Consider the following 24,983-nt stretch of genomic DNA (forward strand, 5'->3'; position numbering starts at 1 on the left):
ACGGGCGCCCCCGGTACCCACCTTGGCAAGGTTCGGAGCGGGTCGCTTGTCGGCGAACTGGGCGGTTGACCCAGCGGGGTGCCCGCGGCCCCGTCAGGCCACCCCGGAGCCGATCGGCGGATCGGAACCGTCTAAGGTGGCGTGGTACGCGCAGCGTGAACGGATTCACGAGCTCATCGGAACCGGGACGCCTGCGAAGATTCATCTTCAGTTGGGGTGTTCGTGACCGCCGTCGAATCCCGCCCCGCGGGCGTAGTCGGGTCGACCCCCGGCCGCCGGCCGCTCGGGGCCCGTGTCGGGGCATTCGTCGCACTGACCAAGCCGCGGATCATCGAGCTGCTGCTGATGAGCACGGTGCCGGTGATGTTCCTGGCCCAGCGCGGGGTGCCGAACCTGGTCACGGTGCTGGAGGTGGTGGTCGGCGGCTACCTGTCGGCGGGCGGGGCCAACGCACTCAACATGTACATCGACCGCGACATCGACGCGGTGATGAGCCGCACCGAGCGGCGCCCGCTCGTGACCGGGATGGTCGCGCCGGGCGAGGCGGTCGTCTTCGGCATCGTGCTGGGCGTGGTCTCCACGCTCTGGCTGGGCCTGCTGGTGAACTGGCTGGCCGCCGCACTGGCGCTGGCCGGCTACCTCTTCTACGTCTTCGTCTACACCCTGGGCCTGAAGCGGCGCACCGCCCAGAACATCGTCTGGGGCGGGATCGCCGGCTGCATGCCGGTGCTGGTCGGCTGGGCCGCGGTGAAGGACTCGCTGGACTGGGCACCGTTCGTGCTCTTCCTGGTGGTCTTCTTCTGGACCCCGCCGCACTACTGGCCGCTGTCCATGAAGGTCCGCGAGGACTACGCCAAGGCCGGTGTGCCGATGCTGCCGGTGACCGCGGGGAACCTCGCGGTGGCCCGACAGATCGTCATCTACAGCTGGGTCATGGTGGCCGTCTCGCTCGCGCTGTGGCCGTTGGGGCACACCAGCTGGCTCTACCCGGCGTCGGCGGTGCTGCTGGGCGGGTTCTGGCTCAAGGAGGCGCACGCGCTGCACTCCCGGGCCAAGGCCGGCATCACCGGGGCCAAGCTCAAGGAGATGCGGCTGTTCCACTGGTCGATCACCTACCTGACGCTGCTGATGGTGGCGATCGCGGTGGACCCGTTCATCGGCTGACCACCCGTCAGCGCGGTGCTTCCTGGCTCGGCCCCACCCGGTGGCCGAGCCAGTCCTGCAAGGGGCGGGCGCCGCGCAGGAAGGCGAGCAGCCGGTCGGCCGCCCCGTGGGTGCTCAACCACGGCTCGACCTCCCACTCCTGCCAGGCGATCAGGCCCTTGTGGCGCAGCAGCTCGATCCGCGGGTGGTCCTTCGGGTAGCCGCGCGGCGCGGTCTTCAGCGAGTCCCGGCCGACCACCGGGATGCCGTCCGCGGCCAGCGCGGCGATCACCCGCTCCAGCTCGCGGCCGGTCACCTCCTCGGCCACGGCGGTGCGGTAGCGGGCCAGCTGGTCGGCGGCCAGGTGGTACATGCCCAGGCCCGAGGCCAGTCCGCGGGCGGAGAGCTGGACGTAGCCGCCGTGCTCGAAGAAGAGTCCGAGGTGGGTCTTGTAGGGCGACTTGTCGGCGCTGAACCGCAGGTCGCGGTTGGGGCGGAAGATCTTGCCGTCGCCCAGCTCCGGCTCCAGCTCGGCCAGCAGCAGTTCGGCGGGGGCCAGCACCGCCTCCTCGTAGAGCGCCTTGTGCGCGTTCCAGTACGTGCGGGAGTTGTCGGCCTCGAGGCCCTCGTAGAAGTCCAGCGCCTCGATCGGCCAGCCGTGGAAGGTCATGGGACCAGCCTAGGAGCCGTTGGAGGGCGTGTGGCCCGTGGCACACGCCCCTGCCGTCGCCAGCGTCCGTACCCGTGGGTAGCATGCCGACATGAGCAGCGCAGAGACCCTCGCCCCCGCCGCGGACGCCCGTGCCGAGCGCCGCGCCAAGCGGATCGCCAAGAACCTGACCGCGTTCAGCAAGCAGCACGGCGGCAGCGCCGACGGCGTGGTGGAGTACGTCGGCCGGGCGGCCACCCGCATCGTGCTGGTCGGTGCGGACGGCTCCTGGGGCGACCAGGTGGCGCCCAGCTACGCCGTCGGCAAGCGCGCGGCGGAGCTGGCCGGCGTGACGCTGCACGAGTCCTTCGAGGGCGAGCTGGCGCTGAAGGTGCGCACCGGCCCCTACGAGTGGAAGCGGATGGCCGGCATCCAGATCTGATCGGCCCTCAGCCGCGCCGATCGGTCCCGAGACTGCGAGCGGCCCCGACCCCCGGGTGCGGAGTGGGGTCGGGGCCGCTCGCTGTGCGCACTGCGCGGGGGGTCAGACCGCCGCGGCCTGCGGCTGCTGCTGGGCGGGCACCGCCTGGTCGGACGACTCGTCCGCGCGCACCCGCAGCGCCAGCGGGATCCGCAGCGCGGCGATCCAGGTGAGCGAGGCGCCCAGCATGTGCAGGCCGACCAGCACCTCGGGGACGTCGGTGAAGTACTGGACGTAGCCGATGACGCCCTGCAGCAGCAGCACCAGGAACAGCTCCCGGGCCCGGGCCCGGGCCGCCGGCGGCGCCTTGACCGCGGCCAGCGCGAAGATGACGGCCAGCGACAGGCCGACCGTGACGAACGCGAAGTCCGCGTGGAACTGGGCCAGCCGGTCGTAGTCGATCGGGATCCGGGGCACGTCCGAGGAGTCGCCCGGGTGGTGCCCGGCGCCGGTCACCAGGGTGCCGGCCACCACCAGCGCGCCGGTCACGCCGACCAGCACCTGGCTCAGCCGGCGCAGCGGCTCGGCCACCACCGGCACCGCCGGTCCGTCGCCCTCCTTGGACCGCTCCCAGGTCAGCACCGCGACCCAGACCAGCGCCAGCGCGGCCAGCATGTGGGCGGCCACCACGTACGGGTTGAGGCCGGCCAGCACCGTGATGCCGCCGAGCACCGCGTTGCTCATCACCACCCAGAACTGCGCCCAGCCGAGCCGGGTCAGGCTGCGGCGCCAGGACGGCGCGCAGCGGGCCGCCAGGATCGCCCAGCCGACCGCCGCGCACAGCACGTAGGTCAGCGTCCGGTTGGTGAACTCGATGATCCCGTGCACGCCCATCGCCGGCGTCGGCGTGAGGCTCTCCGCCGTGCAGGTCGGCCAGGTGCTGCAGCCCAGGCCGGATCCGGTCAGGCGGACCGCGCCGCCGGTCACCACGATGACCACGCTCATCGCCAGGGCGGTCAGCGCCGCCACCCGGACCTGGGCGGCGGACGGGTGCCAGCGCTCGGCGAGCAGGGAGAAGGGGGTACGCACGGATTCATCGTAAGGGTCGGTTTGGGCGATCTTGTGACGGGGGCCGGGGTGGCGGACCGGCGGGGGAGGACGGCCGGAAAGCCGGAGGTTCGCGGGCAAGCCGGACATTGGTCTTGACCAATGGGCGAGCCGCGCTGGAGAGTGCGCCCAGACCCACTCGTCCCGCACCCACAGCGGAGTTCCAGTACATGCGCATATCCGTGTCCGCCGCAGCGCTCGCGCTCGGCGGTTCGTTCGTCCTGGGCGCGTTCGCCGCGCCCGCCGCCGTGGCGGCGCCGCAGGACTGCCAGACGCTCGGTGTCGCCGGCCAGTACGGCGAGTTCATCGAGGGGAACGACACCCACTCACCCGACGCCGAGGGAGCGGTCGCGGTGGGGGGCAACGCCGACTTCAGCCACGGCTTCAGCGTCGGCCAGGAGTTGACCGCCGCCGAGGTGCAGGCGCTGCCGGGCGGGAACGCACTGGTGGTGGCCGGGGACATCACCGTCGGCGGCGGCAACACCGAGGTCATGAAGGGCAACGGCGTCTACGGCGGGCGCACGATCGGCGGCGGCCGGCTGGAGGCCCACGCGGGGACGGTGGTGCACGGCGCCTCGCCGATCGACTTCGCGGCCGAGTTCGCCAAGCTGCGCGCGCTCTCCACCGCACTGGCCGCCCAGGGCGCGAGCGCCGGAACCGGCGTCGCGGTGTCCGGAGACACCGTCACGCTGACCGGTACCGACCCGGACCGCGACAGCTTCGTGGTGGACGCGGCCCAGCTGCAGTCGGCCACCACCATCCGGCTCAAGGTGCCGGCCGGGGCCGTCACCGTGGTCAACGTGACCGGCAGCGGCTACGACTCCCGCGCGGCGCGGACCACCTCGATCTGGCTCTGGGACCACACCAAGCAGGCCTACGTCGAGGACGACAAGCTGCAGAGCGCCGACGGCGGCGCGGTGCGGGCCGCGCTGCTGTGGAACTTCCCGACCGCGACCAAGGTGGTCAAGAACAGCCCGCTGGCCTGGGCCGGCAGCATCCTGGCGCCGAACGCCGACTTCGACCTCGGCGACGGCGGGCCGGTCAACGGCTCCGTCATCGCGCACTCGCTCACCGGCAGCGGCGGCGCCGAGACGCACCACTACCCCTTCACGGCCTGCCTGCCGGTGCCGCCGGTCGTCCCGCCGGGCGTCCCGAGCGGCCCCGGCAGCACCCCGAGCGCCCCGACCGGCACCAGCAGCCACCCCGCGGGCGCGACGCCCACCGCCACGCCCACCGCCACGCACTCCGGTCCGGCCGCTCCCGGTCCGAGCACGCCGAGCACCTCCGCAACCCCCGGCACGCCCAGTGCGAGCCCGACCGCCCCGGGGCACGGCGGACTGGCGTTCACCGGCGCGGACGGCATCGTGCCGCTGACCGTCGGCGGCGTGCTGGTGCTCGCGGCCGGTGGCGGGATCGTGCTGGCCACCAAGCGGCGGGCGGCCAAGAAGTCCTGACGTGACCTCGGAAAGCAGCAGGACGGCCCCGGGCGATCGACCGCGATCGCCCGGGGCGGCCGGATCCGGGTCACGGCGGCGGGCCGGGCACCAGATCGGATCCGGTCGTTCTGTTTCCCGGGTGCGCCGCCCCGGTGGGCGGTAGAGTCGCCGGACACCAGGTGTAGCCGGCCGCCTACCGCTCCTCCAACGTCCGTGCTGCACGCGACCCTTGGAAGGGATCACGAGAATGGCGCGACAAGGGCGGATATCGGGCCGGACGTTGGCCGGGGCCACGGTCCTCGCCGTGGTCGGCGTGGGCGTGCTGAGCGGCACGGCCTGGGCCCACAAGCAGGCAGTGACCAGCACCTGCACCTCGGCGACGGTCGACCTCACCGACTACAACGGCGACGTCACCAACACGGTGACCGTGATCATCGACGGCAAGACGCTGGTCGACAAGCAGACCTTCGGCACCACCTTCAAGCAGACCTTCCAGGTCGCGGCACACGACAAGCCGCTGACCGGCGAGGTGGACGTACTGGCCGGGGACGACCTCAAGGGCCACAACGGCTGGACCGGCACCTGGCCGATCACGATCCCGGTCTGCCCGCCGCCGCCCTCGCCGTCCCCCAGCCCGACCCCCACCAAGCCGGCCCCGTCGCCGACGCCGACCCCCACGCCGACGCCGACCACGGCGCCGCCGACCGTCAAGCCCACCAGCAAGGCGCCCAGCCCCTCACCGACCGGTCCGCAGCTCGCCTCCACCGGCGGCGGCAGCAACGCCGGCCTGATCGCCGGGATCGGCGTCGGGGTGCTGGTCGTGGGCGGCGGCCTGGTCTTCGTCAGCCGCCGGCGGCCGAACCGTCACTGACGGAGCGTCACCGGGCGGAAAACCGAGGGGCGCGCACCGATCCGGTACGCGCCCCTCGGCCGCTGCGGGCCGGCTCACTCCCAGCGGAAGAACCGCGCCGCCGCGCCCAGACCCAGGACCGCCCAGGCCGCCAGGATCCCCAGGTCGCCCCACGGCACCCCGGCGCCGGTCTGCAGCACCGCGCGCAGGCCGTCGGAGAGCGCGCTGATCGGCAGCGCCTCCAGCACCGGGCGCACCGCGTCGGGGAACCTGCCCAGCGGTACGACCACGCCGCCGCCGAGCAGCAGCAGGACGAAGACCAGGTTGGCCGCCGCCAGCGTGGCCTCCGCCCTGAGCGTGCCGGCCATCAGCAGCCCGAGTCCGGAGAACGCCGCGGTGCCCAGCACCAGCAGCAGGAGCACCGCCACCGGACTGCCCTGCGGCGACCAGCCCAGCGCCAGCGCGATCACCGAGAGCAGCGCCACCTGCAGCGCCTCGGTGACCAGCACGCAGCCGGTCTTCGCGGTGAGCAGCGCCCAGCGCGGCAGCGGGCTGGCCCCGAGCCGCTTGAGCACGCCGTAGCGGCGCTCGAAGCCGGTGGCGATGGCCTGTCCGGTGAAGGCGGTGGACATCACCGCGAGCGCCAGCAGGCCGGGGGCGAGGAAGTCCACCCGCTTGCCGGGGCCGGCCACCGCGACCACGTCCACCGCGCTGAACAGCACCAGCAGGACGGTCGGGATCACCACGGTGAGCAGCAGCTGCTCGCCGTTGCGCAGCAGCATCCGGGTCTCGAGCGAGGTCTGCGCCAGCAGCATCCGGCCCACGGGGGCGGCGCCCGGCGCGGGGGAGTGGTCCACGGTGGTCACGAGCGCAGCTCCCTGCCGGTCAGTTCGAGGAACACGTCTTCGAGGCCGCGCCGCTGCACGGTCAGCTTCTCGGGCAGCACGCCGACCCCGGCGCACCAGGCGGTGACCGCGGCGACCAGCTGCGGGTCGAGCGGGGTGGCGTCGACCCGGTAGGAGCCGGGGGCGAGTTCGACGGCCGAGCTGCCGTCCGGCAGCACCTTGGTGAGCGCGCCCAGGTCCAGTCCGGCCGGGCCGGTGAAGTGCAGGCTGGACTCGGCGCCGCCGCGGCAGAGCTGCTCGGGGCTGCCCTGGGCGATCACCCTGCCGTGGTCCACGATCGCCACCGCGTCGGCCAGCTGCTCGGCCTCGTCCATGTAGTGGGTGGTGACCACCACGGTCACCCCGGCCCGCCGCAGGTCGCGCACCAGGTCCCAGGTGGCCCGGCGGGCCTGCGGGTCCAGGCCGGCGGTGGGCTCGTCCAGGAAGACCAGCTCGGGGCGGCCCACCACGGCCATCGCCAGGGCGAGCCGCTGCTGCTGGCCGCCGGAGAGCCGACGGTAGGCCGTACGGCCGCAGGAGCCCAGTCCGAGCCGCTCGACCAGCGCGTCCACGTCCAGCGGGTCGGCGTGCAGCTTGGCGGTGTGCCGCAGCATCTCCACGGCGCGCGCGCCGGCGTACACCCCGCCCGACTGGAGCATGACGCCGATCCGGGGGCGCAGCTCGGCCGCCTGGCGCACCGGGTCCAGGCCGAGCACCCGCACGGTGCCGGCGTCCGGGCGCCGGTAGCCCTCGCAGGTCTCGATGGTGGTGGTCTTGCCGGCGCCGTTGGGGCCGAGCACCGCGGTGACGGTGCCGCGGTCGATCCGCAGGTCGAGGCCGTCCACCGCGGTCTTCGCGCCGTAGCGCTTGACCAGCCCGGCGATCTCGACGGCGGGGTGTGCATCCATACCGGCGAGTGTAAGAGTGCGCCACCCGGGCGCCCCGCGGCGGGCCCCGAAGATCGTTCGTGCAGGTCAGGTAAGGCTTACCTTCCGTGATGGAAGCCACCGCTGAGGCGTGGATCACGGCTTGTTCGTCCGGGCGGAATTACGCAACAATGGTGTTGTGAAAAACGTCCGGGAGCAGCTGCCGCAGCAGGAGGCCGAGTCGGCCCCCGGCTGCCCGGTGCCCGAGACCTCGGCCGAGGTCCTGCTGGACGGCCACCGGGCGACCCGTGACCGGGTCGCCCGTTCGATCCTGGACCACGGCCCCTCCTCGGCGGCCGACCTGGCCGGCCGGCTGGGTCTGACCGCCGCGGCGGTCCGCCGCCACCTGGAGGGCCTGGCCGCCGCCGGCCTGGTGGAGTCCCGCGAGCAGCGGGTCTACGGCAGCCGCGGCCGCGGCCGCCCGGCGAAGGTCTTCGCCCTCACCGAGTCCGGCCGGGACGCCTTCTACCAGGCCTACGACCAGCTCGCCGCCGACGCGCTGCGCTGGATCGCCGAGTCGGTGGGCGGCGGCGAGGCCGGCGAGGAGGCGGTCGCCGCCTTCGCCCGGGCCCGGTTCGGCAAGCAGGGCCAGAAGTACCGGGGCGCGGTGCTCGACGCCGCGCCCGAGGAGCGGGCCGAGGCGCTGGCCCAGGCCTTGAGCGCCGACGGGTACGCTGCCACGGTGCGGCGGGTCCCCAGCGCCACGGCCGCCAAGGCGCCGGCCGGAGCCCAGCTCTGCCAGCACCACTGCCCGGTGGCGCACATCGCCGAGCAGTTCCCCCAGCTCTGCGAGGCGGAGACCGAGGTCTTCTCCCAGTTGCTGGGCACCCACGTGCAACGGCTGGCCACCATCGCCCACGGCGACGGGGTCTGCACCACCTATGTGCCGGCACCCGGTGCCGCACCGTCGCCCCGTCCGGGTCCCGGTGCAGCGCCGACTGCCGGTACGTCGACCGAAACACCCGCTACGTCCGCGCGGAGGAGTCCCGCATGACTGACACCGTTTCCCACCCGGAGCTCGAGGGTCTGGGCACCTACGAATACGGCTGGTCGGACTCCGACGAAGCCGGCTCGGTGGCCAAGCGCGGCCTGAGCGAGGAGGTCGTCCGCGACATCTCGGGGAAGAAGTCCGAGTCGGAGTGGATGCTCAACCTGCGGCTCAAGGGCCTGAAGCTGTTCGAGAAGAAGCCCATGCCGACCTGGGGCTCCGACCTCACCGGCATCGACTTCGACAACATCAAGTACTTCGTGCGCTCGACCGAGAAGCAGGCGGAGTCCTGGGAGGACCTGCCCGCCGACATCAAGGCGACCTACGACAAGCTGGGCATCCCGGAGGCCGAGAAGCAGCGCCTGGTGGCCGGCGTCGCGGCGCAGTACGAGTCCGAGGTGGTCTACCACCAGATCCGCGAGGACCTGGAGCAGCAGGGCGTCATCTTCCTGGACACCGACACCGCGCTCAAGGAGCACCCGGAGCTCTTCCACGAGTACTTCGGCACCGTGATCCCGGCCGGCGACAACAAGTTCGCCGCGCTGAACACCGCGGTCTGGTCCGGCGGGTCGTTCATCTACGTGCCGAAGGGCGTGCACGTGGACATCCCGCTGCAGGCCTACTTCCGGATCAACACCGAGAACATGGGCCAGTTCGAGCGGACGCTGATCATCGTCGACGAGGACGCCTACGTCCACTACGTCGAGGGCTGCACCGCGCCGATCTACTCCTCGGACTCGCTGCACAGCGCCGTGGTGGAGATCATCGTGAAGAAGGGCGGCCGCTGCCGCTACACGACCATCCAGAACTGGTCGAACAACGTCTACAACCTGGTCACCAAGCGCGCCGTGGCGTACGAGGGCGCGACCATGGAGTGGGTCGACGGCAACATCGGCTCCAAGGTCACCATGAAGTACCCGGCCGTCTACCTGATGGGCGAGCACGCCAAGGGCGAGACCCTGTCGATCGCCTTCGCGGGCGAGGGCCAGCACCAGGACGCCGGCGCCAAGATGGTGCACCTGGCGCCGAACACCTCCTCCAACATCGTCTCCAAGTCGGTGGCGCGCGGCGGCGGCCGCACCTCCTACCGCGGCCTGATCGAGATCGGCGAGGGCTCCAAGGGCGCCAAGTCCAACGTGCTCTGCGACGCGCTGCTGGTCGACACGATCTCCCGGTCGGACACCTACCCGTACGTGGACGTCCGCGAGGACGACGTCTCGATGGGCCACGAGGCGACCGTCTCCAAGGTCAGCGAGGACCAGCTCTTCTACCTGATGAGCCGCGGCATGACCGAGTTCGAGGCGATGGCGATGATCGTCCGCGGGTTCGTCGAGCCGATCGCCCGCGAGCTGCCGATGGAGTACGCGCTGGAGCTGAACCGGCTGATCGAGCTGCAGATGGAGGGTTCGGTCGGCTGACGCCCAGTCAGCAGTCCGGATCCGCCCACACTTTCAGGAAGAGAGCAACACGAACAGCCATGGCTGAGCAGAACACCTCGGGCTCCACCACCGCCGGGTCGATCGAGGTCGGCACCGCCGGCGCCGGCGCGCAGCTGGCCGGCCCCGGCACCGGCCGGGCCACGGTCCAGCAGCCGATCGACGCCCGCGTCGCGGTCAAGCCCTCGTACGACGTCAACGACTTCCCGGTGCCCACCGGCCGCGAGGAGGACTGGCGGTTCACCCCGCTGCACCGCCTCGCGGGGCTGCACGACGGCACCGCCGTCGCTGCCGAGAAGGGCGAGGACAAGGTCGAGTTCAGCCTGCCGGCCGGCGTCACCGCCGACCTGGTCGGCCGGGACGACGCCCGGATCGGCAAGGCCGGCAAGCCGGTCGACCGGGTCGCCGCGCAGGCGTTCAGCGCCTTCGAGCAGGCGCTGGTGGTCACCGTCCCCAAGGACGCGGTGCTGACCGAGCCGGTCAAGGTCGACGTGCACGGCGAGGGCGGCGTCCGCTTCGCCCACGTGGTGATCGACGTCCAGCCGTTCGCCGAGGCCGTGGTGGTGCTCAACCACACCGGCTCCGGCACCCGGGCGGCCAACGTCGAGCTGCTGGTCGGCGACGGCGCCAAGCTGACCTTCGTCTCGGTCCAGGACTGGGAGCGGGACGCGGTGCACGCCGCGCAGCAGACCGCGCTGGTCGGCCGGGACGCCTCGCTCAAGTCGGTCGTGGTGACCTTCGGCGGCGACCTGGTGCGCATCCACCCGCGGGTCACCTACGCGGCCCCCGGCGGCGAGGCCGAGCTGTTCGGCCTCTACTTCGCCGACGCCGGCCAGCACCTGGAGCACCGCCTGCAGATCGACCACGACACCCCGCACTGCCGGTCCAACGTGGTCTACAAGGGCGCGCTGCAGGGCCAGGACGCGCACGCGGTCTGGGTCGGCGACGTGCTGATCCGCGCCGCCGCCGAGGGCACCGACACCTACGAGCACAACCGCAACCTGGTGCTCACCGACGGCGCCCGGGTGGACTCGATCCCCAACCTGGAGATCGAGACCGGCGAGATCGTCGGCGCCGGCCACGCCTCCGCGACCGGCCGCTTCGACGACGAGCAGCTGTTCTACCTGCAGGCCCGCGGCATCCCGGAGGAGGAGGCCCGCCGCCTGGTGGTGCGCGGCTTCTTCGCCGAGCTGGTCCAGCAGATCGGCGTGGCCGAGATCCACGACCAGCTGATGGAGAAGATCGAGGCCGAACTGGCTGGTGTCGCGTGAGCTTCCTGCGCGTCTGTTCGTTGAGCGAGCTGGCCGAGGACACCCCCAAGCGGGTCACGGTCGACGGCATCGCGGTCTCCGTGGTGCACACCGACGGCGAGGTGTTCGCGATCAACGACACCTGCTCGCACGCGAACGTCTCGCTCTCCGAGGGCGAGGTCGAGGACTGCCGGATCGAGTGCTGGCTGCACGGCTCCAGCTTCGACCTGCGCACCGGGAAGCCCTCCGGACTGCCCGCGACCAAGCCGGTCCCCGTTTACCCCGTAAAGATCGAAGGGGACGACGTGCTCGTCTCCGTCACCCAGGAGTCCTGAGCACCATGGCTACCCTTGAAATCCGTGACCTGCACGTCTCCGTCGAGGCGGAGAACGGCCCGCGCGAGATCCTCCGTGGCGTCGACCTGACGGTCAAGCAGGGCGAGACCCACGCCATCATGGGTCCGAACGGCTCCGGCAAGTCCACCCTGGCCTACTCGCTGGCCGGCCACCCGAAGTACACCGTCACCGGTGGCGAGGTGCTGCTGGACGGCGAGGACGTGCTGGCCATGTCGGTGGACGAGCGCGCCCGCGCCGGCGTCTTCCTGGCCATGCAGTACCCGGTCGAGGTCCCCGGCGTCTCGGTCTCCAACTTCCTGCGCACCGCGGCCACCGCCGTGCGCGGCGAGGCCCCGAAGCTGCGCACCTGGGTGAAGGAGGTCAAGGAGGCCATGGCGGCGCTCCAGATGGACCCGGCCTTCGCCGAGCGCAACGTCAACGAGGGCTTCTCCGGCGGTGAGAAGAAGCGCCACGAGATCCTGCAGCTGGAGCTGCTCAAGCCGAAGATCGCGATCCTCGACGAGACCGACTCCGGCCTCGACGTCGACGCGCTGCGGATCGTCTCCGAGGGCATCAACCGGGTCCGCGCCACCGGCGAGGTGGGCACCCTGCTGGTCACCCACTACACCCGCATCCTGCGGTACATCAAGCCCGACCACGTCCACGTGTTCGCGGCCGGCCGGATCGTCGAGTCCGGCGGTGCCGAGCTGGCCGACAAGCTGGAGAACGAGGGCTACGAGTCCTACGTGAAGGGCGGCGCTTCCGAGTGACGAACCAGACTCTGCCGGGGCTGCTGGACACCGACGCGATCCGCAAGGACTTCCCGGTCCTGCAGCGCCTGCTGCACGGGGACAAGCCCCTGGTCTACCTGGACAACGCGGCGACCTCGCAGAAGCCCCGGCAGGTGCTGGACGCGCTGGCGGCCTACTACGAGCAGCACAACGCCAACGTGCACCGCGGCGTGCACGTGCTCGCCGAGGAGGCCACCGCGCTGTACGAGGGCGCCCGGGACAAGGTGGCGGCCTTCGTCAACGCGCCCAGCCGGGACGAGGTGATCTTCACCAAGAACGCCTCGGAGTCGCTCAACCTCGTGGCCAACATGCTCGGTTGGGCCGACGAGCCGTACAAGGTGGACGCCGACTCGGAGATCGTGATCACCGAGATGGAGCACCACTCCAACATCGTGCCGTGGCAGCTGCTCTCGCAGCGCACCGGCGCGAAGCTCAAGTGGTTCGGGCTGACCGACGAGGGCCGGCTCGACCTGTCCAACATCGACGAGCTGATCACCGAGAAGACGAAGATCGTCTCGTTCACGCTGGTCTCCAACCTGCTGGGCACCGTCAACCCGGTCGAGGCGATCGTCCGCCGCGCCCAGGACGTCGGCGCCCTGGTGCTGATCGACGCCTCCCAGGCGGCCCCGCACATGGTGCTGGACGTGCAGGCGCTGGAGGCCGACTTCGTCGCCTTCACCGGGCACAAGATGCTGGCGCCGACCGGCATCGGCGTGCTCTGGGGCCGGCAGGAGCTGCTGGAGGACCTGCCGCCGTTCCTGGGCGGCGGCGAGATGATCGAGACCGTCACCATGGGCTCGTCCACCTACGCCCCCGCGCCGCACAAGTTCGAGGCCGGCACCCCGCCGATCGCCCAGGCGGTCGGGCTCGGCGCGGCCATCGACTACCTGAGCAACGTGGGCATGGAGCGGATCGCCGCGCACGAGCACGCGATCACCGAGTACGCGGTCAACCGCCTGCAGGAGGTGCCGGACCTGCGGATCATCGGTCCGCGCACCGCCGTGGACCGGGGCGCCGCGATCTCCTTCGTGCTGGGCGACATCCACCCGCACGACGTGGGCCAGGTGCTCGACGAGCAGGGCATCGCCGTCCGGGTCGGCCACCACTGCGCCCGCCCCGTCTGCCTGCGGTACGGAATTCCGGCGACCACCAGAGCGTCGTTCTATCTGTACTCGACGCCGGGCGAGGTCGACTCGTTGATCGACGGGCTGCACCACGTCCGAAACTTCTTCGGCTGAAGGGTGACGGCTCCATGAAGCTCGACTCCATGTACCAGGAGATCATCCTGGACCACTACCGCAACCCGCACGGCAAGGGGCTGCGGGCGGGCGACGCCGAAGTGCACCACGTCAACCCCACCTGCGGCGACGAGATCACCCTGCGGGTGAAGCTCGACGGTGCCGTGGTGGCGGACATCTCGTACGAGTCCCAGGGCTGTTCGATCAGCCAGGCCAGCGCCTCGGTGCTGAACGACCTGGTGGTCGGCAAGACCGTGGGCGACGCCCAGGCGATCCAGGAGGCCTTCCTGGAGCTGATGCAGAGCAAGGGCCAGGCCGAGGGCGACGAGGAGCTGCTGGAGGACGCGGTCGCGTTCGCCGGCGTCTCCAAGTACCCGGCCCGGGTCAAGTGCGCACTGCTCAGCTGGATGGCCTGGAAGGACGCCACCGCCCAGGCGCTGGCCGCGCACCCGGCCTGACCAACGACGGACAAGGAACGGAACCCATGAGTGACACCGAGGCCACCCCGGCCCCCGAGGGACCGGTCGCCATCGTCGGCACCACGGCCGGCACCGTCTCGATCGAGGACCTCACCGAGGCCCTGATGGACGTGGTCGACCCCGAGCTGGGCATCGACGTGGTCAACCTGGGCCTGATCTACGGCATCCACGTCGACGAGGACGACGTGGCCACCGTGGACATGACCCTCACCTCGGCGGCCTGCCCGCTGACCGACGTGATCGAGGACCAGGCCAGGACCGCCACCGACGGCCTGGTCAAGGACCTGCGGATCAACTGGGTCTGGATGCCGCCGTGGGGCCCGGACAAGATCACCGACGACGGCCGCGAGCAGCTGCGCGCGCTCGGCTTCAACGTCTGAGCCGACCGCACCGGCTGAGCCCCCGTCACCACCGCGCTGCCGCGCGACCTCCCCGCCGCGGGGAGGTCGGGCGGCAGTGGCATGCTGTGGGCAGTTCGACGGGGGGAACACACATGCGCACGACGATGTCGGCCGAGGCGGTGCCGGCGGTGGAGCGGTTCGACTGGTTCGCGGACCTGGTCTCGACGACCCTCTCGCCGGCGGAGCTGCACTGCGAGCGGCCCGCGGAGTTCGAGGCCGGGGTGTCCATGCTGGACCTCGGCGAGGGGCAGGTCTCCAGCTTCCACTACTCACCGCTGCGCTCGCGCCGGACCCCGGCACTGATCAGGCGCTGCGACCCGGAGCAGTACCAGCTGGGCCTGGTCACCGGGCACCCGATGTGGATCAGCCAGCACCGCAACGACTCCGGGGCGCTGAGCGGCGACCTGGTGCTCTGGGACACCTCCCGGCCCTACCGCGCGGGTGCCCCGCAGGCGCCGGCCGGCAGCGGCGCGGTGCAGGTGGTGGTGCTGCAACTGCCGCGCGCGGCGCTGCCGCTGCGCTCCGACCGGCTGGACCGGCTGCTGGCCCGCCGGATCCCCGGCGGCACCGGGATGGCCGCGGTGCTGGCCCAGTACCTCGCCTCGCTGAGCGAGCACGCCGGGGACTGCACCGCACAGGAGCGCGAGCGGCTGGGTCGGGTCGCGGTGGACCTGGCCGCCGCCTGCCTGGCCCAGCAGCTGGACGCCTACGCCGAGCTGCCGGTGGCGACCCGCGAGCAGGTGCTGCGGGAGCGGGTGCACGCCTTCATCGAGCACAACCTGGGCGACCCGGGACTGACCCCGCAGGTGATCGCCGACCGGCACCACCTCTCGGTGCGCGGCCTGCACCTGCTCTTCCGGGGCGAGCCGCGCAGCGTCGCGGCCACCGTCCGCGCCCGCCGGCTGGAGCGCTGCCACGCCGACCTCGGCCGGCCCGACCTGCTGGACCGCCCGATCCACGCCGTCGCCGCCCGCTGGGGCTTCACCAGCCCGGCCGTCTTCAGCCGCGCCTTCCGCGAGGCCTACGGCCTGAGCCCGACCGAACTGCGCGAACGCACCCGCCAGCAGCCCTGCCCGGATCGTCAACGACCCCTGCGCCTGGTGCAAAGCCCGCCCGACCGGCCCGCCCTAGGCTCAGTCCCGTTCCGGCCCCGCCCGGAGCACGGCTGAGGCCGGGTGCCCCTGCTTCCCCAAGCCACACGGGGCACCCGGCTCCGTCGTCGTCCCGCCCGGCGGTCAGCGCCGGCGCAGCACCGAGCCGGCCAGGCCCAGGCAGGCGGTGGCGGCGACCAGGGCGAAGCCGCTGACGGCGGGGAGCAGGCCGTAGCCGCGGGCCAGGGCGCCGACCGCGACGATCGGGGCCGAGCTGCCCAGGTAGACGATCACCCAGAGGGTGGACATCTGCGAGGCGCGCAGGGCCGGGTCCATCGCGGCGACGGCGGTGGTGAACAGCGACCGGAAGGCGATGCCCTGGCAGGCGCCGCCGAGCACGCTGCCCAGGAAGAGCAGGGCCGGCAGGTGCGCGTAGGCGGCGACCACCACCAGGGCCAGGCCGAGCGCCAGCCCGGTCATGCCCAGCGCGGTCAGCGCCCGGCTGCGGGTGGGCGGCACCAGCAGCTGGGCGGTGGCCGAGGAGCCGAGCAGCAGCGCCGCGACCACGGCGCCGACCATCGGTGCGCGGGTGTGCAGCAGGGTGGCCGAGAAGGCCGGCGCGAGGCTCAGGTAGACGCCGAAGACCGCGTAGGAGACGAAGCCGGCCCCGGCCGCGCGCAGGAAGTCGCCGCGGCCGCGGGCGGGCAGCACCAGCCGGCGCGGCTTGAGGTGGAACGCGGTGGTGATCCGCGGCGGGGTGCCGGCCGGTCGGTTGGCGCCGGGCATCCGCGGGTGCACCAGGGCCAGCGGGACGCAGAGCGCCAGCAGCGCCAGCGCGTGCGCCAGGAACGGGGTGAGCAGCGGGTGGCCGCCGCCGGCCAGCGCGGCGCCGACGATCGGGCCGAGCGCCACTCCGCCGGCGGAGCAGGCCAGGGTGAGCTTGGCGGCCAGCGTCGGGCGGTCGGGCAGCAGGTCGCCCAACGCGGCGCCCGCCGCGCCGGTGGCCAGCGCCACCGCGACGCCCTGGATCGCCCGGCCGGCGGCCAGCTGGCCGAAGGAGGCGGCGGTGGCGAAGATCGCGTCACCACTGGCGGCCAGTCCGACGGCCGGCAGGATCAGCGCCCGGCGGCCCAGCAGGTCGGACCAGTGCCCGACCGCGGCCAGCACCGGGACCAGCGCGAAGACGTAGACGGTGAAGAGCAGGGTGGTGTCGAAGGCGGTCAGGCCCATGTGCTGCTGGATCAGCGGGTAGACCGGGGTGGCCAGGTTGGCCCCGATCAGCAGCAGCAGCAGGGCGCCGGCCACCAGGCCGACCCGTACGCCGCGCAGCGCGTTCCAGCGACTGACGGCGGCGAGCTGGAGCTGGGCCCGGGGGGCGAGCTCCACGGGGAGCAGGGCCTCCGAGAGCCGGGCACCGGTCAACTGCCGGGTGGGCAGGCCGGAGCCGGCGGGGGAGAGGTCCGCCATGACAGGGGTCTCCTGGTGTGGCCGGGCGCGCTCGGGTGCCGGCGGGGTGGGCCGGTGGCCGGAGGGCGCGGTACGTGCAAGGGGGGCCGGGCTTCGTTGCCCGGGCAGGACCGCGCGCGGGGTGGGCACGGGGTCACCCCAAAGGATAAGGGGTGGTGCACCGACGGCGTGCGCAGGTGGCACGCGCCCCCCGTCGGACGGGCGCCCTGACGGCATCGGCCGATACGCTGACAGCAGTGCTGCCCCGCCCCTTAGAGGAGACCGCCCGCGATGGCCGGACGACGCCGCAAGAACACTGACCGCCCGTCGGCCGACACGCCGGGCGAGCCGGGGTCGGAGAGCCTGCTGCCCGCCGACTTCGAGCTGGCCGACCTGTACGGCGCGCACGGCAGCGACGCGGAGGAGGACCTGGACGACCTGTCGGTGCTGGTCCCGCCGGTCCGACTGCTGCCCGAGGCGGAGCTGGCCGCGGCGGCGCTGGCCGTCCCGCTGCTGCAGCGCGCGATCAGACTGGCCCGGTGGAGCGCCCCGACCCGTCCGGTGGACGAGCTGGGCGACCTGCTGGAGGCCGACCGCGAGGCGGCCGCCCGGTTCCTGGAGCTGGCCCCGGCCACCGGCGAGGTGGCCGAGGAGTCGGTGCTGGAGGCGATGCGGGCCTGGTCGCTCGCCTGCGACCTGGAGCTGGTGGTGCTCGCGCACGACGCCGACGGCAACCGGGCCGGCGGCCCCAGCCAGGAGCTGGCGCCGGTGGAGGCGGGCGAGCCGGAGTCGGTGCTGGAGCTGTGGCTCTCGGCGGCCGACGTGATCGCCGAGCTGGCGGCCGAGATCGAGCCGCTGGACGCCGAGCCGGACGCCGGCGAGCAGGCCGACGAGGAGCGCGCCGAGGAGCTGCTGGCCCAGTACGAGGAGGTCCAGGAGGAGGCCGCCGAGCTGCTGGACGAGGCGTTGCAGGTGCTCTACGAGACCACCGCCTTCGCCGAGCCGGGCCAGGAGACCATGCCGCTGGGCGTGCTGGCCGCGCTGCTGGTGGTGCCCGAGGGCGAGGAGCCGGACGAGGAGATGCTCGGCGACATCACGGACGTGATGGTCGCGCTGGACCCGATGCTGGCCGACCTGGCCGAGATCGGGCTGCTGGAGTACCAGCCGATCGACCCGGAGCTGTTCGACGAGGAGGAGGCCGAGGACGGCGCCGCCCCCGCCGCCCCCGCCGACGAACTGGACGAGGCCGAGGCGGCCCGGTTCGGCCTGGTCCGGCTCACCCCGCTGGGCCAGTACGGCATCCGCCAGTGGCTGCTGGACGACGGCTTCGAGGCCCCGCTGATCGGCGAGTACGCCACCGGCGACGCGGCCGCGCTGCTGCAGGGCGTCGCCGAGGCCGGCAACGTGCTGCCCGAGCAGGAGATCCGGGTCTGGCTGACCGACCGGGAGCCGCTGGGCGCCGCCCGCGAGCTGCTGGCCGCCGCCCGGGGCAGCGACCCCAGCGCGCCGCTGCGCCGGATGCTGGCCCAGCTGGCGCTCGGCGAGCTGGGGCCGCAGGTGGAGCCGGCGGTGCGCGAGGTGCTCACCGACCCGGAACTGGGCGGCGCGGCCCGGGCCTGGCTGGTCGCCCAGGGCGCGGCGGACGTGCCGGCGCCGGAGCGGACGATGGTGCTGTGGACCACGGTGGACACCTTCGCGGCCCAGCTGCTGGACAGCGAGGGCGACGCCGGGGTGCTGCGCCAGCTGATCTCCGAGCTGCCGCTCACCGACAACCCGGCCAGCTTCTTCGGCGAGCTGTGGCGGGTCGACCACCCCTACACCGCGCAGGTGCTGGAGGCGGTCGGCGAGCTGCACCTGGACCGCACCGTGGCCAAGGAGGCCCGCAAGGCCGCCTTCAAGGCCCGCTCGAAGAACTAGTGCCGCGTCAGGCAACCTTCGCCCGTCAAGGAGCGGCGTCCGGTGCGGCGAGAGTGCGTGCCTGGGGGCACCTCCCGGCCGAAGGCTGGGGGCGCGTCGCGACGGGGCGAAGGTTGCCGGACGCACTAGCCGCCGGGGCCCCGGGCCAGCAGTCGGCGCAGCCCGCGCTCGCCGGCACGCATCATCAGCGCGTGGTTGGCCAGGAAGAGCGGCCGCCCGGGCAGCGCCAGCCGGCGCATCAGCGCCTTGCCCGGGCGGACCTCCTCCTCGAAGACCGCCACGGCGGCGCCCGCGCCGGCCGGGTGCACCGTCCACCGGGACCAGCCGACCAAGTCCCCGGTCAGCTCCGCCTCCAGCACCCCGGCCGGGGGCTGGGGGTCCCTCCGGCCGGGGCTGGGGTGGGGGTCCCCCCGGCCGGGGCTGGAGTGGGGGTCCCCCCGGCCGGGGCTGGGGTGGGGGTCCCCCCGGCCGAAGGCTGGGGGCGGGTCCTGGCGCCGCTCGTGCGCGGTGACCAGCAGCTGGTAGGGGAGCAGCGAGCGGATCCGCAGCTGCCCGGTCCGCTCGTCCAGCGGGACCACCTGGCGCACCTGCGGCCACCAGTGCGGGTACCCGGGCACGTCGCGCAGCGTGCGGTAGACCCGCTCCGGCGGCGCGGGCAGTCGCCACGTGCTGGTCAGCCGGTAGTGGTTGGCGTCCACCCGGGAACTATGGCAGGTCCAGCTGCCCCTCGGCGGTGAACGGGAAGAAGGGGTTGTGGGCCAGCTCCCACAGGTGGCCGTCCGGGTCCTCGAAGTACCCGGAGTAGCCGCCCCAGTCGGTGGCGGCCGGCGGCTTGACGATCTCGGCGCCGGCCCGGACCGCCACCGCCAGCGCCGCGTCCACCGCCTCGGGCGACTCCAGGTTGATCGCCAGGGTGACCCCGCGGAAGGCCGGTTCGCCGGCGCCCGGGGGCAGTCCGGCGTCGGCCGCCAACTCGTCGGTCGGGAAGAGCCCGAGCGCGGAGTCGGCGGTGCGGAACCAGACGATCTCCGGACTGGAGGCGGCGGAGCGCTGCCAGCCGAGCGCCGCGTAGAACTCGCTGCTGCGGGCCAGGTCGGTCACGCCGAGGGTGACGATGCTGATCCGGGCGGGCAGTGATGTTTGGGAGGCCCCGTGAAGGTCTGTCATACGCCCCACGGTAGGCAGCCGCACCGACAACGATAGGGCCGACAGGCGGGCGACGGGCCGCAAGCGGCGATCTGCCAACCGTACGAGGGAAGCTGATGGCCCAGCAGGTCCCGCGCCCGTATCGTGGGCGAACGCGGCCCGGCCCCACCCGGCCCCATCCGGTACCCGGCCGCGCTTCGAACGACGGCGAGCCCCGGGGGTGCGGCGAAGGTGACCATCAGCAGCGACAGCTGGGCCGCGGAACCCGAGGACGACTGCCTCGCGGTGGACGAGGGCCGGCTGGAGGACCAGGAGCGGATGATCCGTCAGGTCTTCGCCGACCTGGACTTCGCGGTCTTCGGGGTGGACCGGTCCGGCCGCGGCGCCCGGGGCGTGGCCCCGGTGCCCGGGCGGTCGGGCGCGCGCGGCGGCGGGGTGGACAGTGACGCGCTGGGCGACTACGAGCTGCTCGGCGGCGAACTCTCCTGGTTCGAGGTGCGCTCCGGCGACTGGAGCTCGTTGGACGGCCCCTACGTCACGGTCCGCACCTACCAGCCGGGCATCGAGCGCCAGCTCGCGCTGCCCGAGCTGGAGGAGGTGATCGAGCACGAGCGGGACCGGGTCTACGAGCAGCTCGGGGTGGACGAGGGGCACAGCCCCGGCCGGGTGCGCACGCTGCGCGAGTGGATCACGGTGGACGGCGAGCCGGTGCCGGTGCAGCTGCACGAGGAGCTCGGCGGCGGCCCGGGCAGCCGGACGGTCTGGGCCGGGCGGCTGCTGGTGCACGGCTCGGTGCTGCTGCTCTGCGGCCGCGGGATCGAACCGGCCGACGTGGAGCTGCGGCACCTGAACGGGCGCGACCACGACCGCTTCATCACCGGACGCACCGAGCTGCTGCGCCAGGTGGAGCTGGCCCGGCTGCACCGCCGGGCCCGGGCCCGGCGCGGCCAGGCGGCGCTCACCGGGCTGGACGCGCACCGGCTGCTGGTCGAGGCCAGCGTGGAGCGGGCGCTGGCCGAGCGGGCGCACCGCAGCTCGGCCGGCCGGGTCAAGCTGCCGCGCCGGCTGCGTGCCGGGCAGCCCGAGGAGCAGTGGACGGTGGTGGTCCGCCAGCAGATGCGGTACGCCTCGGAGAGCCGGCCGGAGGCGGCCACCGCGGTGCAGTTGATGGTGGCCCAGCTGTGCCGGCTGGCGGAGCGGGCGGACTGGCTGGTGGGCAGCGCGGACGGGCGGGCCGCGGTGGAGGAGGCGATCCGGTACACGGTCTTCGCCAGCCAGGTGCCCAGCCTGCCCGCCCAGCTGGCCTGGGCCGAGCTGCAGGCCCGGCTCGGCGACCCCGAGGCCGAGCCCGCCGCCGAGGCCCGCTGGCTGGCCGCCTGGGACCACTGGCGCCGGGTCCGCGCCCGGGCGTGACGGCCGGTCAGGCCTCCGCACCCGGCAGCCGCAGCTGGAGCATGGCGAGCAGGCGCTGCTGGGGCTGGGCCAGGTCGATCCCGGTGAGCTGCTCGGCGCGGCGGACCCGGTAGCGCAGGGTGTTGGGGTGGATGTGCAGCGCCTCGGCGGCCACCCGGACCTCGCCGAGCGCGTCCAGCCAGGCGAGCACCGACTCGGCCAGCCGGGTGCCGTGCCGCGCGTCGTAGGCGGTCAGCGCCGACAGTCGCGGGTCGCGCAGCTCGGCCCGCTCCTGGAGCAGCGCCAGCACCTCGCTGACCAGCACCTCCGCCTGCACGTCGAGCAGCGCCGCGACCTCCGGCACCACTCCGCCGCGCCCCATCGCGTCCAGGATCCGGTCGGCCTGGGCCCGGGAGTCCGGCACCGCGGCCAGGCCCGGCACCGTGGCCCCGATCGCCGCCCGCAGCGGCACCCCCAGGTGGTCGCGGGCCGCGTCCACCACCTCCTGGGCCCAGCCCCGCACGGTGGCCGGCGCCAGTCCGGCCGGCAGGTCGGGCAGCAGCACGTAGACGCGCGCGTCGATCGGCGCCAGCAGCGCGCCGCGGTGCCGGGCCGCGGAGTGCACCGAGATCAGCCCGGTCAGTTCGGGGCGGCCCAGCTCGTTGCCCGGCGCCGCGTAGGCCAGCACGGTGGCCGGCCGGTTGGGGCCCAGGCCCAGGTGGGTGGCGAGCGACTGCGGCCCGGTGCTGCGCTCCAGCAGGCCGGTGAGCAGGGTCTGGGTCAGCCGCACGTCCGCCGAGACCTCGCGGCGCCGGCGCACCAGTTGGGCGGCCGCCACCCGGGCCGCGCCGACCAGCGCCTGCTCGGCCTGCGGGGCCAGTGGCTGCGAGCCCTCCTGCACCCAGATGGTGCCGAGCGGCTGCGCCCCGGCCCGGATCCCGATCGCCAGGCGGCGGCGCAGTCCCAGCTCGGGGTGCGGCTCCACCGCGATCACCGTGTCCGAGCTGCGCAGGTGCTGGAAGATGCCCCACTCGCGCAGCTTGGACAGGTACGGCTCGGGACCCTGCCAGCCGAGGATGGAGAGCCGGCGCAGGTCGTCCACCTCGTCCGAGTCGGCCGAGCGGGAGTAGGCCAGCACCCGGCTGGAGGGGTCCTCGATCGAGACGATGCCGCCGGTCAGCACCGCGGTGGTCTGGGCGAGCGAGAAGAGGTCGCCCAGGTCGGTCTCCGCCGCCTCGGGCGCGTCCGGTCCGCCCAGCAGCGCGCGGGCCAGCGCGTCCAGGTGCTCCCAGCGGGTCTCCCGGCGCACCGAGAGCAGCGCCACCCCGGCCTCGGTGGCCGCCTCGCGCAGCGCGTCGGCCTGGCCGGGGGCGTCCAGCTTGACCGCCACCGCGGCGGCCCGGGCCCGCCCGGCGGCGCGCAGCGCGGGCAGCGCGGCCCGGCCGCGGGCGCCGATCGCCAGCACCAGCTCGCCGGGCGCCGCGGTGGCCGGGTCCTCCGGGTCCAGGATCGCCACGTCGGTCACGGGGACGTCCAGGCCGGCCGGTGCGGCCTGCAGCTCGACCAACGGCTCGCCCAGCGACATGAGCAGGCGGCGCAGCGGGAGGCCGGCGGCGGGGTCAGGAGATGCCATGGATCGGCCCCCTTCATCCGTTCAGACAACGCCGTATGGATGACTTTAGCCGCCTGGCCAATAACTCGGCCGGGCGGCTGGATTACCGTTTTCACGGCAAGGGCGGTAGCGACCCCTCACAAGGAGAGCGCGCGCTCGTGACTCCTCCCCTGGCCAGCCAGGGGCTTCTCACTTGGCCGCAGCAGCGGCTTCATGACGGACAAGCCCTGCCCGGGGCCCAATGGGCGCATGCAGAGAGTATCAGGGCGGTAACCCTCCGCGCTGCTGAACGGAAGGCCAGGAGTATCCATGGACGCTGTGACCCAGGTCCCCGCGCCGGTGAACGAGCCGGTCCACAGCTACGCCCCCGGCAGCCCGGAACGGGCCCGCCTGGAGGCCAAGCTGAAGGAGCTGGGGGGCCAGGAGCCCGTCCAGTTGACCATGACGATCAACGGTGAGCGCCGGATGGGTGGCGGCTCCGAGATCCACGTCGTCCAGCCGCACAACCACGCGGCGCGGCTCGGCACCCTGCGCAACGCCACCCGGGCCGACGCGCAGGACGCCGTCGACGCTGCCCTGGCGGCCGCTCCCGCCTGGCAGGCGCTCTCCTTCGACTCGCGCGCCGCGATCTTCCTGCGCGCCGCCGACCTGCTGGCCGGCCCGTGGCGCGAGACGCTGGCCGCGGCCACCATGCTGGGCCAGTCCAAGACCGCGCAGCAGGCGGAGATCGACACCCCCTGCGAGCTGGTCGACTTCCTGCGCTTCAACGTGCACTTCGCCCGGCAGATCATGGCCGAGCAGCCGGTCTCCTCGCCCGGCGTGTGGAACCGCAGCGACCACCGCCCGCTCGAGGGCTTCGTCTACGCGATCACCCCGTTCAACTTCACCGCCATCGCGGGCAACCTGCCCACCGCCCCGGCGCTGATGGGCAACGTGGTGCTCTGGAAGCCGTCGCCCACCCAGCAGTTCTCCGCGCACCTGCTGATGCAGCTGCTGGAGGAGGCGGGCCTGCCCAAGGGCGTCATCAACATGGTGACCGGCGACGGCCTGGCCGTCTCCGAGGTGGCGCTGAAGCACCCGGCGCTGGCCGGCATCCACTTCACCGGCTCCACCGCGACCTTCCAGCACCTGTGGCGCGAGGTCGGCAACAACATCCAGAACTACCGCTCCTACCCGCGGATCGTGGGCGAGACCGGTGGCAAGGACTTCCTGGTCGCCCACCCGTCGGCCGACCCGGCGGTGCTCCGGACCGCGATGACCCGCGGCGCCTTCGAGTTCCAGGGACAGAAGTGCTCGGCGCTCTCCCGCGCCTACGTCCCGGCCTCGATCTGGGCCTCGATCAAGGACGAGTTCCGCGACGAGGTCGAGGGCCTGACCATGGGCGACGTCACCGACCTGGCGAACTTCATGAGCGCCGTGATCGACGACCGCGCCTTCGCCAAGAACAAGGCCGCCATCGACCGGGCGCACGCCGACGCGACCGTCGAGGTGCTGGCCGGCGGGACCTACGACGACTCGGTGGGCTACTTCGTCCGCCCGACCGTGCTGGTCTGCCAGGACCCGGCCTCGGAGTACTTCAAGGACGAGTACTTCGGCCCGGTGCTCGCCGTGCACGTGTACCAGGACGACGAGTACGAGCAGATGCTGGCCCAGATGGAGTCGGTCTCCAGCTACGGCCTGACCGGCTCGATCATCGCCCAGGACCGGGCCGCCGCCCAGGACGCGATGGCCAAGCTGCGGTTCGCGGCCGGCAACTTCTACATCAACGACAAGCCGACCGGCGCGGTCGTCGGCCAGCAGCCGTTCGGCGGCGGCCGGGCCTCCGGGACCAACGACAAGGCGGGCGCCAAGCAGAACCTGGCCCGCTGGACCTCGACCCGGTCCATCAAGGAGACCTTCGTCCCGCCGACCGACTACCGCTACCCGCACATGGGCTGACCCGCGCCCGGTGCCCTCCCGTCGCCCGGCGCCGCCCCACGCGGGCGCGCGCCGCGCGACACCCCGTGGGGGCGGCGGCCACCCTCGCCACGCTACCCGGCCGCCCC

General features: G+C 73.2%; 24 protein-coding genes. 16 read left to right on the forward strand and 8 right to left on the reverse strand.

Translation table 11 applies throughout. The features are described 5' to 3' along the window. The first annotated feature begins 222 nt into the window (after window positions 1–222). Entirely contained in the window at window positions 223–1,164 is a 942-nt protein-coding gene (locus tag ACFW1A_RS06815; RefSeq protein WP_380405345.1) for a heme o synthase, read from the forward strand. Between the two features lie 7 nt (window positions 1,165–1,171). Here ACFW1A_RS06815 and ACFW1A_RS06820 read toward each other — a convergent pair whose 3' ends face one another. Further along, entirely contained in the window at window positions 1,172–1,813 is a 642-nt protein-coding gene (locus tag ACFW1A_RS06820) for a DUF2461 domain-containing protein (protein WP_380405348.1), read from the reverse strand. A 91-nt stretch (window positions 1,814–1,904) separates the two neighbouring features. On the opposite strand from ACFW1A_RS06820, the gene ACFW1A_RS06825 reads away from it, so the two are divergent. Next, entirely contained in the window at window positions 1,905–2,234 is a 330-nt protein-coding gene (locus ACFW1A_RS06825) for a hypothetical protein (RefSeq protein ID WP_380405351.1), read from the forward strand. A gap of 102 nt (window positions 2,235–2,336) precedes the next feature. Here the strand turns inward: ACFW1A_RS06825 and ACFW1A_RS06830 are convergent, their stop codons facing one another. After that, window positions 2,337–3,302 (reverse strand): heme A synthase, encoded by a 966-nt coding sequence (locus ACFW1A_RS06830; protein ID WP_380405354.1) that lies wholly within the window; start codon window positions 3,300–3,302, stop codon window positions 2,337–2,339. 188 nt (window positions 3,303–3,490) lie between these two features. On the opposite strand from ACFW1A_RS06830, the gene ACFW1A_RS06835 reads away from it, so the two are divergent. Together ACFW1A_RS06835 and ACFW1A_RS06840 are read left to right on the forward strand one after the other, a co-directional pair. Continuing rightward, entirely contained in the window at window positions 3,491–4,774 is a 1,284-nt protein-coding gene (locus tag ACFW1A_RS06835) for a choice-of-anchor A family protein (protein WP_380405357.1), read from the forward strand. Between the two features lie 229 nt (window positions 4,775–5,003). Beyond that, complete coding sequence (locus tag ACFW1A_RS06840; RefSeq protein ID WP_380405362.1) at window positions 5,004–5,627, forward strand: LAETG motif-containing sortase-dependent surface protein; 624 nt, start codon at window positions 5,004–5,006, stop codon at window positions 5,625–5,627. 74 nt (window positions 5,628–5,701) lie between these two features. Here the strand turns inward: ACFW1A_RS06840 and ACFW1A_RS06845 are convergent, their stop codons facing one another. Together ACFW1A_RS06845 and ACFW1A_RS06850 are read right to left on the reverse strand one after the other, a co-directional pair. Further along, window positions 5,702–6,421 carry an ABC transporter permease gene (locus ACFW1A_RS06845; RefSeq protein WP_380405426.1) on the reverse strand — a complete coding sequence of 240 codons (720 nt, stop codon included), beginning with the start codon at window positions 6,419–6,421 and terminating at the stop codon, window positions 5,702–5,704. Between the two features lie 47 nt (window positions 6,422–6,468). After that, window positions 6,469–7,398: an ABC transporter ATP-binding protein gene (locus ACFW1A_RS06850; RefSeq protein ID WP_380405367.1), complete on the reverse strand. Its 930-nt coding sequence runs from the start codon at window positions 7,396–7,398 to the stop codon at window positions 6,469–6,471. Window positions 7,399–7,555: 157 nt separating this feature from the next. Here ACFW1A_RS06850 and ACFW1A_RS06855 point away from each other — a divergent pair, with 157 nt between their 5' ends. The 9 genes from ACFW1A_RS06855 (at window position 7,556) to ACFW1A_RS06895 (ending at window position 15,503) form a co-directional block, all read left to right on the forward strand. After that, on the forward strand, window positions 7,556–8,410 hold the full coding sequence (locus tag ACFW1A_RS06855) for a helix-turn-helix transcriptional regulator (protein WP_380405369.1): 855 nt from the start codon (window positions 7,556–7,558) through the stop codon (window positions 8,408–8,410). Then, window positions 8,407–9,822 carry a Fe-S cluster assembly protein SufB gene (gene sufB, locus ACFW1A_RS06860; protein ID WP_380405373.1) on the forward strand — a complete coding sequence of 472 codons (1,416 nt, stop codon included), beginning with the start codon at window positions 8,407–8,409 and terminating at the stop codon, window positions 9,820–9,822. The genes ACFW1A_RS06855 and sufB overlap by 4 nt, the downstream gene beginning before the upstream one ends. A 59-nt stretch (window positions 9,823–9,881) precedes the next feature. After that, the gene (sufD, locus tag ACFW1A_RS06865; RefSeq protein ID WP_380405376.1) at window positions 9,882–11,111 is read left to right on the forward strand and encodes a Fe-S cluster assembly protein SufD; all 1,230 of its coding nucleotides are present in this window, start codon (window positions 9,882–9,884) and stop codon (window positions 11,109–11,111) included. Further along, window positions 11,108–11,425: a bifunctional 3-phenylpropionate/cinnamic acid dioxygenase ferredoxin subunit gene (locus ACFW1A_RS06870; protein ID WP_380405381.1), complete on the forward strand. Its 318-nt coding sequence runs from the start codon at window positions 11,108–11,110 to the stop codon at window positions 11,423–11,425. Before sufD ends, ACFW1A_RS06870 begins: the two co-directional genes overlap by 4 nt. A 5-nt stretch (window positions 11,426–11,430) precedes the next feature. After that, window positions 11,431–12,195 (forward strand): Fe-S cluster assembly ATPase SufC, encoded by a 765-nt coding sequence (sufC, locus tag ACFW1A_RS06875; RefSeq protein ID WP_380405386.1) that lies wholly within the window; start codon window positions 11,431–11,433, stop codon window positions 12,193–12,195. After that, window positions 12,192–13,454: a cysteine desulfurase gene (locus ACFW1A_RS06880; RefSeq protein WP_380405389.1), complete on the forward strand. Its 1,263-nt coding sequence runs from the start codon at window positions 12,192–12,194 to the stop codon at window positions 13,452–13,454. The genes sufC and ACFW1A_RS06880 overlap by 4 nt, the downstream gene beginning before the upstream one ends. 14 nt (window positions 13,455–13,468) lie before the next feature. Further along, on the forward strand, window positions 13,469–13,912 hold the full coding sequence (sufU, locus tag ACFW1A_RS06885) for a Fe-S cluster assembly sulfur transfer protein SufU (protein ID WP_380405392.1): 444 nt from the start codon (window positions 13,469–13,471) through the stop codon (window positions 13,910–13,912). Between the two features lie 26 nt (window positions 13,913–13,938). After that, on the forward strand, window positions 13,939–14,313 hold the full coding sequence (locus ACFW1A_RS06890) for a metal-sulfur cluster assembly factor (RefSeq protein WP_380405395.1): 375 nt from the start codon (window positions 13,939–13,941) through the stop codon (window positions 14,311–14,313). Between the two features lie 113 nt (window positions 14,314–14,426). Continuing rightward, the gene (locus ACFW1A_RS06895) at window positions 14,427–15,503 is read left to right on the forward strand and encodes a helix-turn-helix domain-containing protein (protein ID WP_380405398.1); all 1,077 of its coding nucleotides are present in this window, start codon (window positions 14,427–14,429) and stop codon (window positions 15,501–15,503) included. 66 nt (window positions 15,504–15,569) lie between these two features. Here the strand turns inward: ACFW1A_RS06895 and ACFW1A_RS06900 are convergent, their stop codons facing one another. Further along, window positions 15,570–16,892 (reverse strand): MFS transporter, encoded by a 1,323-nt coding sequence (locus tag ACFW1A_RS06900; protein ID WP_380405401.1) that lies wholly within the window; start codon window positions 16,890–16,892, stop codon window positions 15,570–15,572. Window positions 16,893–17,162: 270 nt separating this feature from the next. On the opposite strand from ACFW1A_RS06900, the gene ACFW1A_RS06905 reads away from it, so the two are divergent. Continuing rightward, window positions 17,163–18,788, forward strand: a complete 1,626-nt coding sequence (locus ACFW1A_RS06905; RefSeq protein ID WP_380405403.1) for a hypothetical protein — start codon at window positions 17,163–17,165, stop codon at window positions 18,786–18,788. A gap of 125 nt (window positions 18,789–18,913) precedes the next feature. On the opposite strand, the gene ACFW1A_RS06910 is transcribed toward ACFW1A_RS06905, so the two are convergent. Together ACFW1A_RS06910 and ACFW1A_RS06915 are read right to left on the reverse strand one after the other, a co-directional pair. After that, window positions 18,914–19,486 carry an SRPBCC family protein gene (locus tag ACFW1A_RS06910; protein ID WP_380405406.1) on the reverse strand — a complete coding sequence of 191 codons (573 nt, stop codon included), beginning with the start codon at window positions 19,484–19,486 and terminating at the stop codon, window positions 18,914–18,916. A 7-nt stretch (window positions 19,487–19,493) separates the two neighbouring features. After that, window positions 19,494–19,955: a VOC family protein gene (locus ACFW1A_RS06915; RefSeq protein ID WP_380405409.1), complete on the reverse strand. Its 462-nt coding sequence runs from the start codon at window positions 19,953–19,955 to the stop codon at window positions 19,494–19,496. A 210-nt stretch (window positions 19,956–20,165) separates the two neighbouring features. Here ACFW1A_RS06915 and ACFW1A_RS06920 point away from each other — a divergent pair, with 210 nt between their 5' ends. Beyond that, entirely contained in the window at window positions 20,166–21,347 is a 1,182-nt protein-coding gene (locus ACFW1A_RS06920; RefSeq protein WP_380405412.1) for a hypothetical protein, read from the forward strand. 7 nt (window positions 21,348–21,354) lie between these two features. On the opposite strand, the gene ACFW1A_RS06925 is transcribed toward ACFW1A_RS06920, so the two are convergent. Beyond that, window positions 21,355–22,959 carry a PucR family transcriptional regulator gene (locus tag ACFW1A_RS06925; protein ID WP_380405415.1) on the reverse strand — a complete coding sequence of 535 codons (1,605 nt, stop codon included), beginning with the start codon at window positions 22,957–22,959 and terminating at the stop codon, window positions 21,355–21,357. Window positions 22,960–23,247: 288 nt separating this feature from the next. On the opposite strand from ACFW1A_RS06925, the gene pruA reads away from it, so the two are divergent. Then, complete coding sequence (gene pruA / locus ACFW1A_RS06930) at window positions 23,248–24,876, forward strand: L-glutamate gamma-semialdehyde dehydrogenase (protein WP_380405417.1); 1,629 nt, start codon at window positions 23,248–23,250, stop codon at window positions 24,874–24,876. Window positions 24,877–24,983: the final 107 nt, after the last annotated feature.

The organism is Kitasatospora sp. NPDC058965, from assembly GCF_042741245.1.
Classification (GTDB): Bacteria; Actinomycetota; Actinomycetes; order Streptomycetales; family Streptomycetaceae; genus Kitasatospora.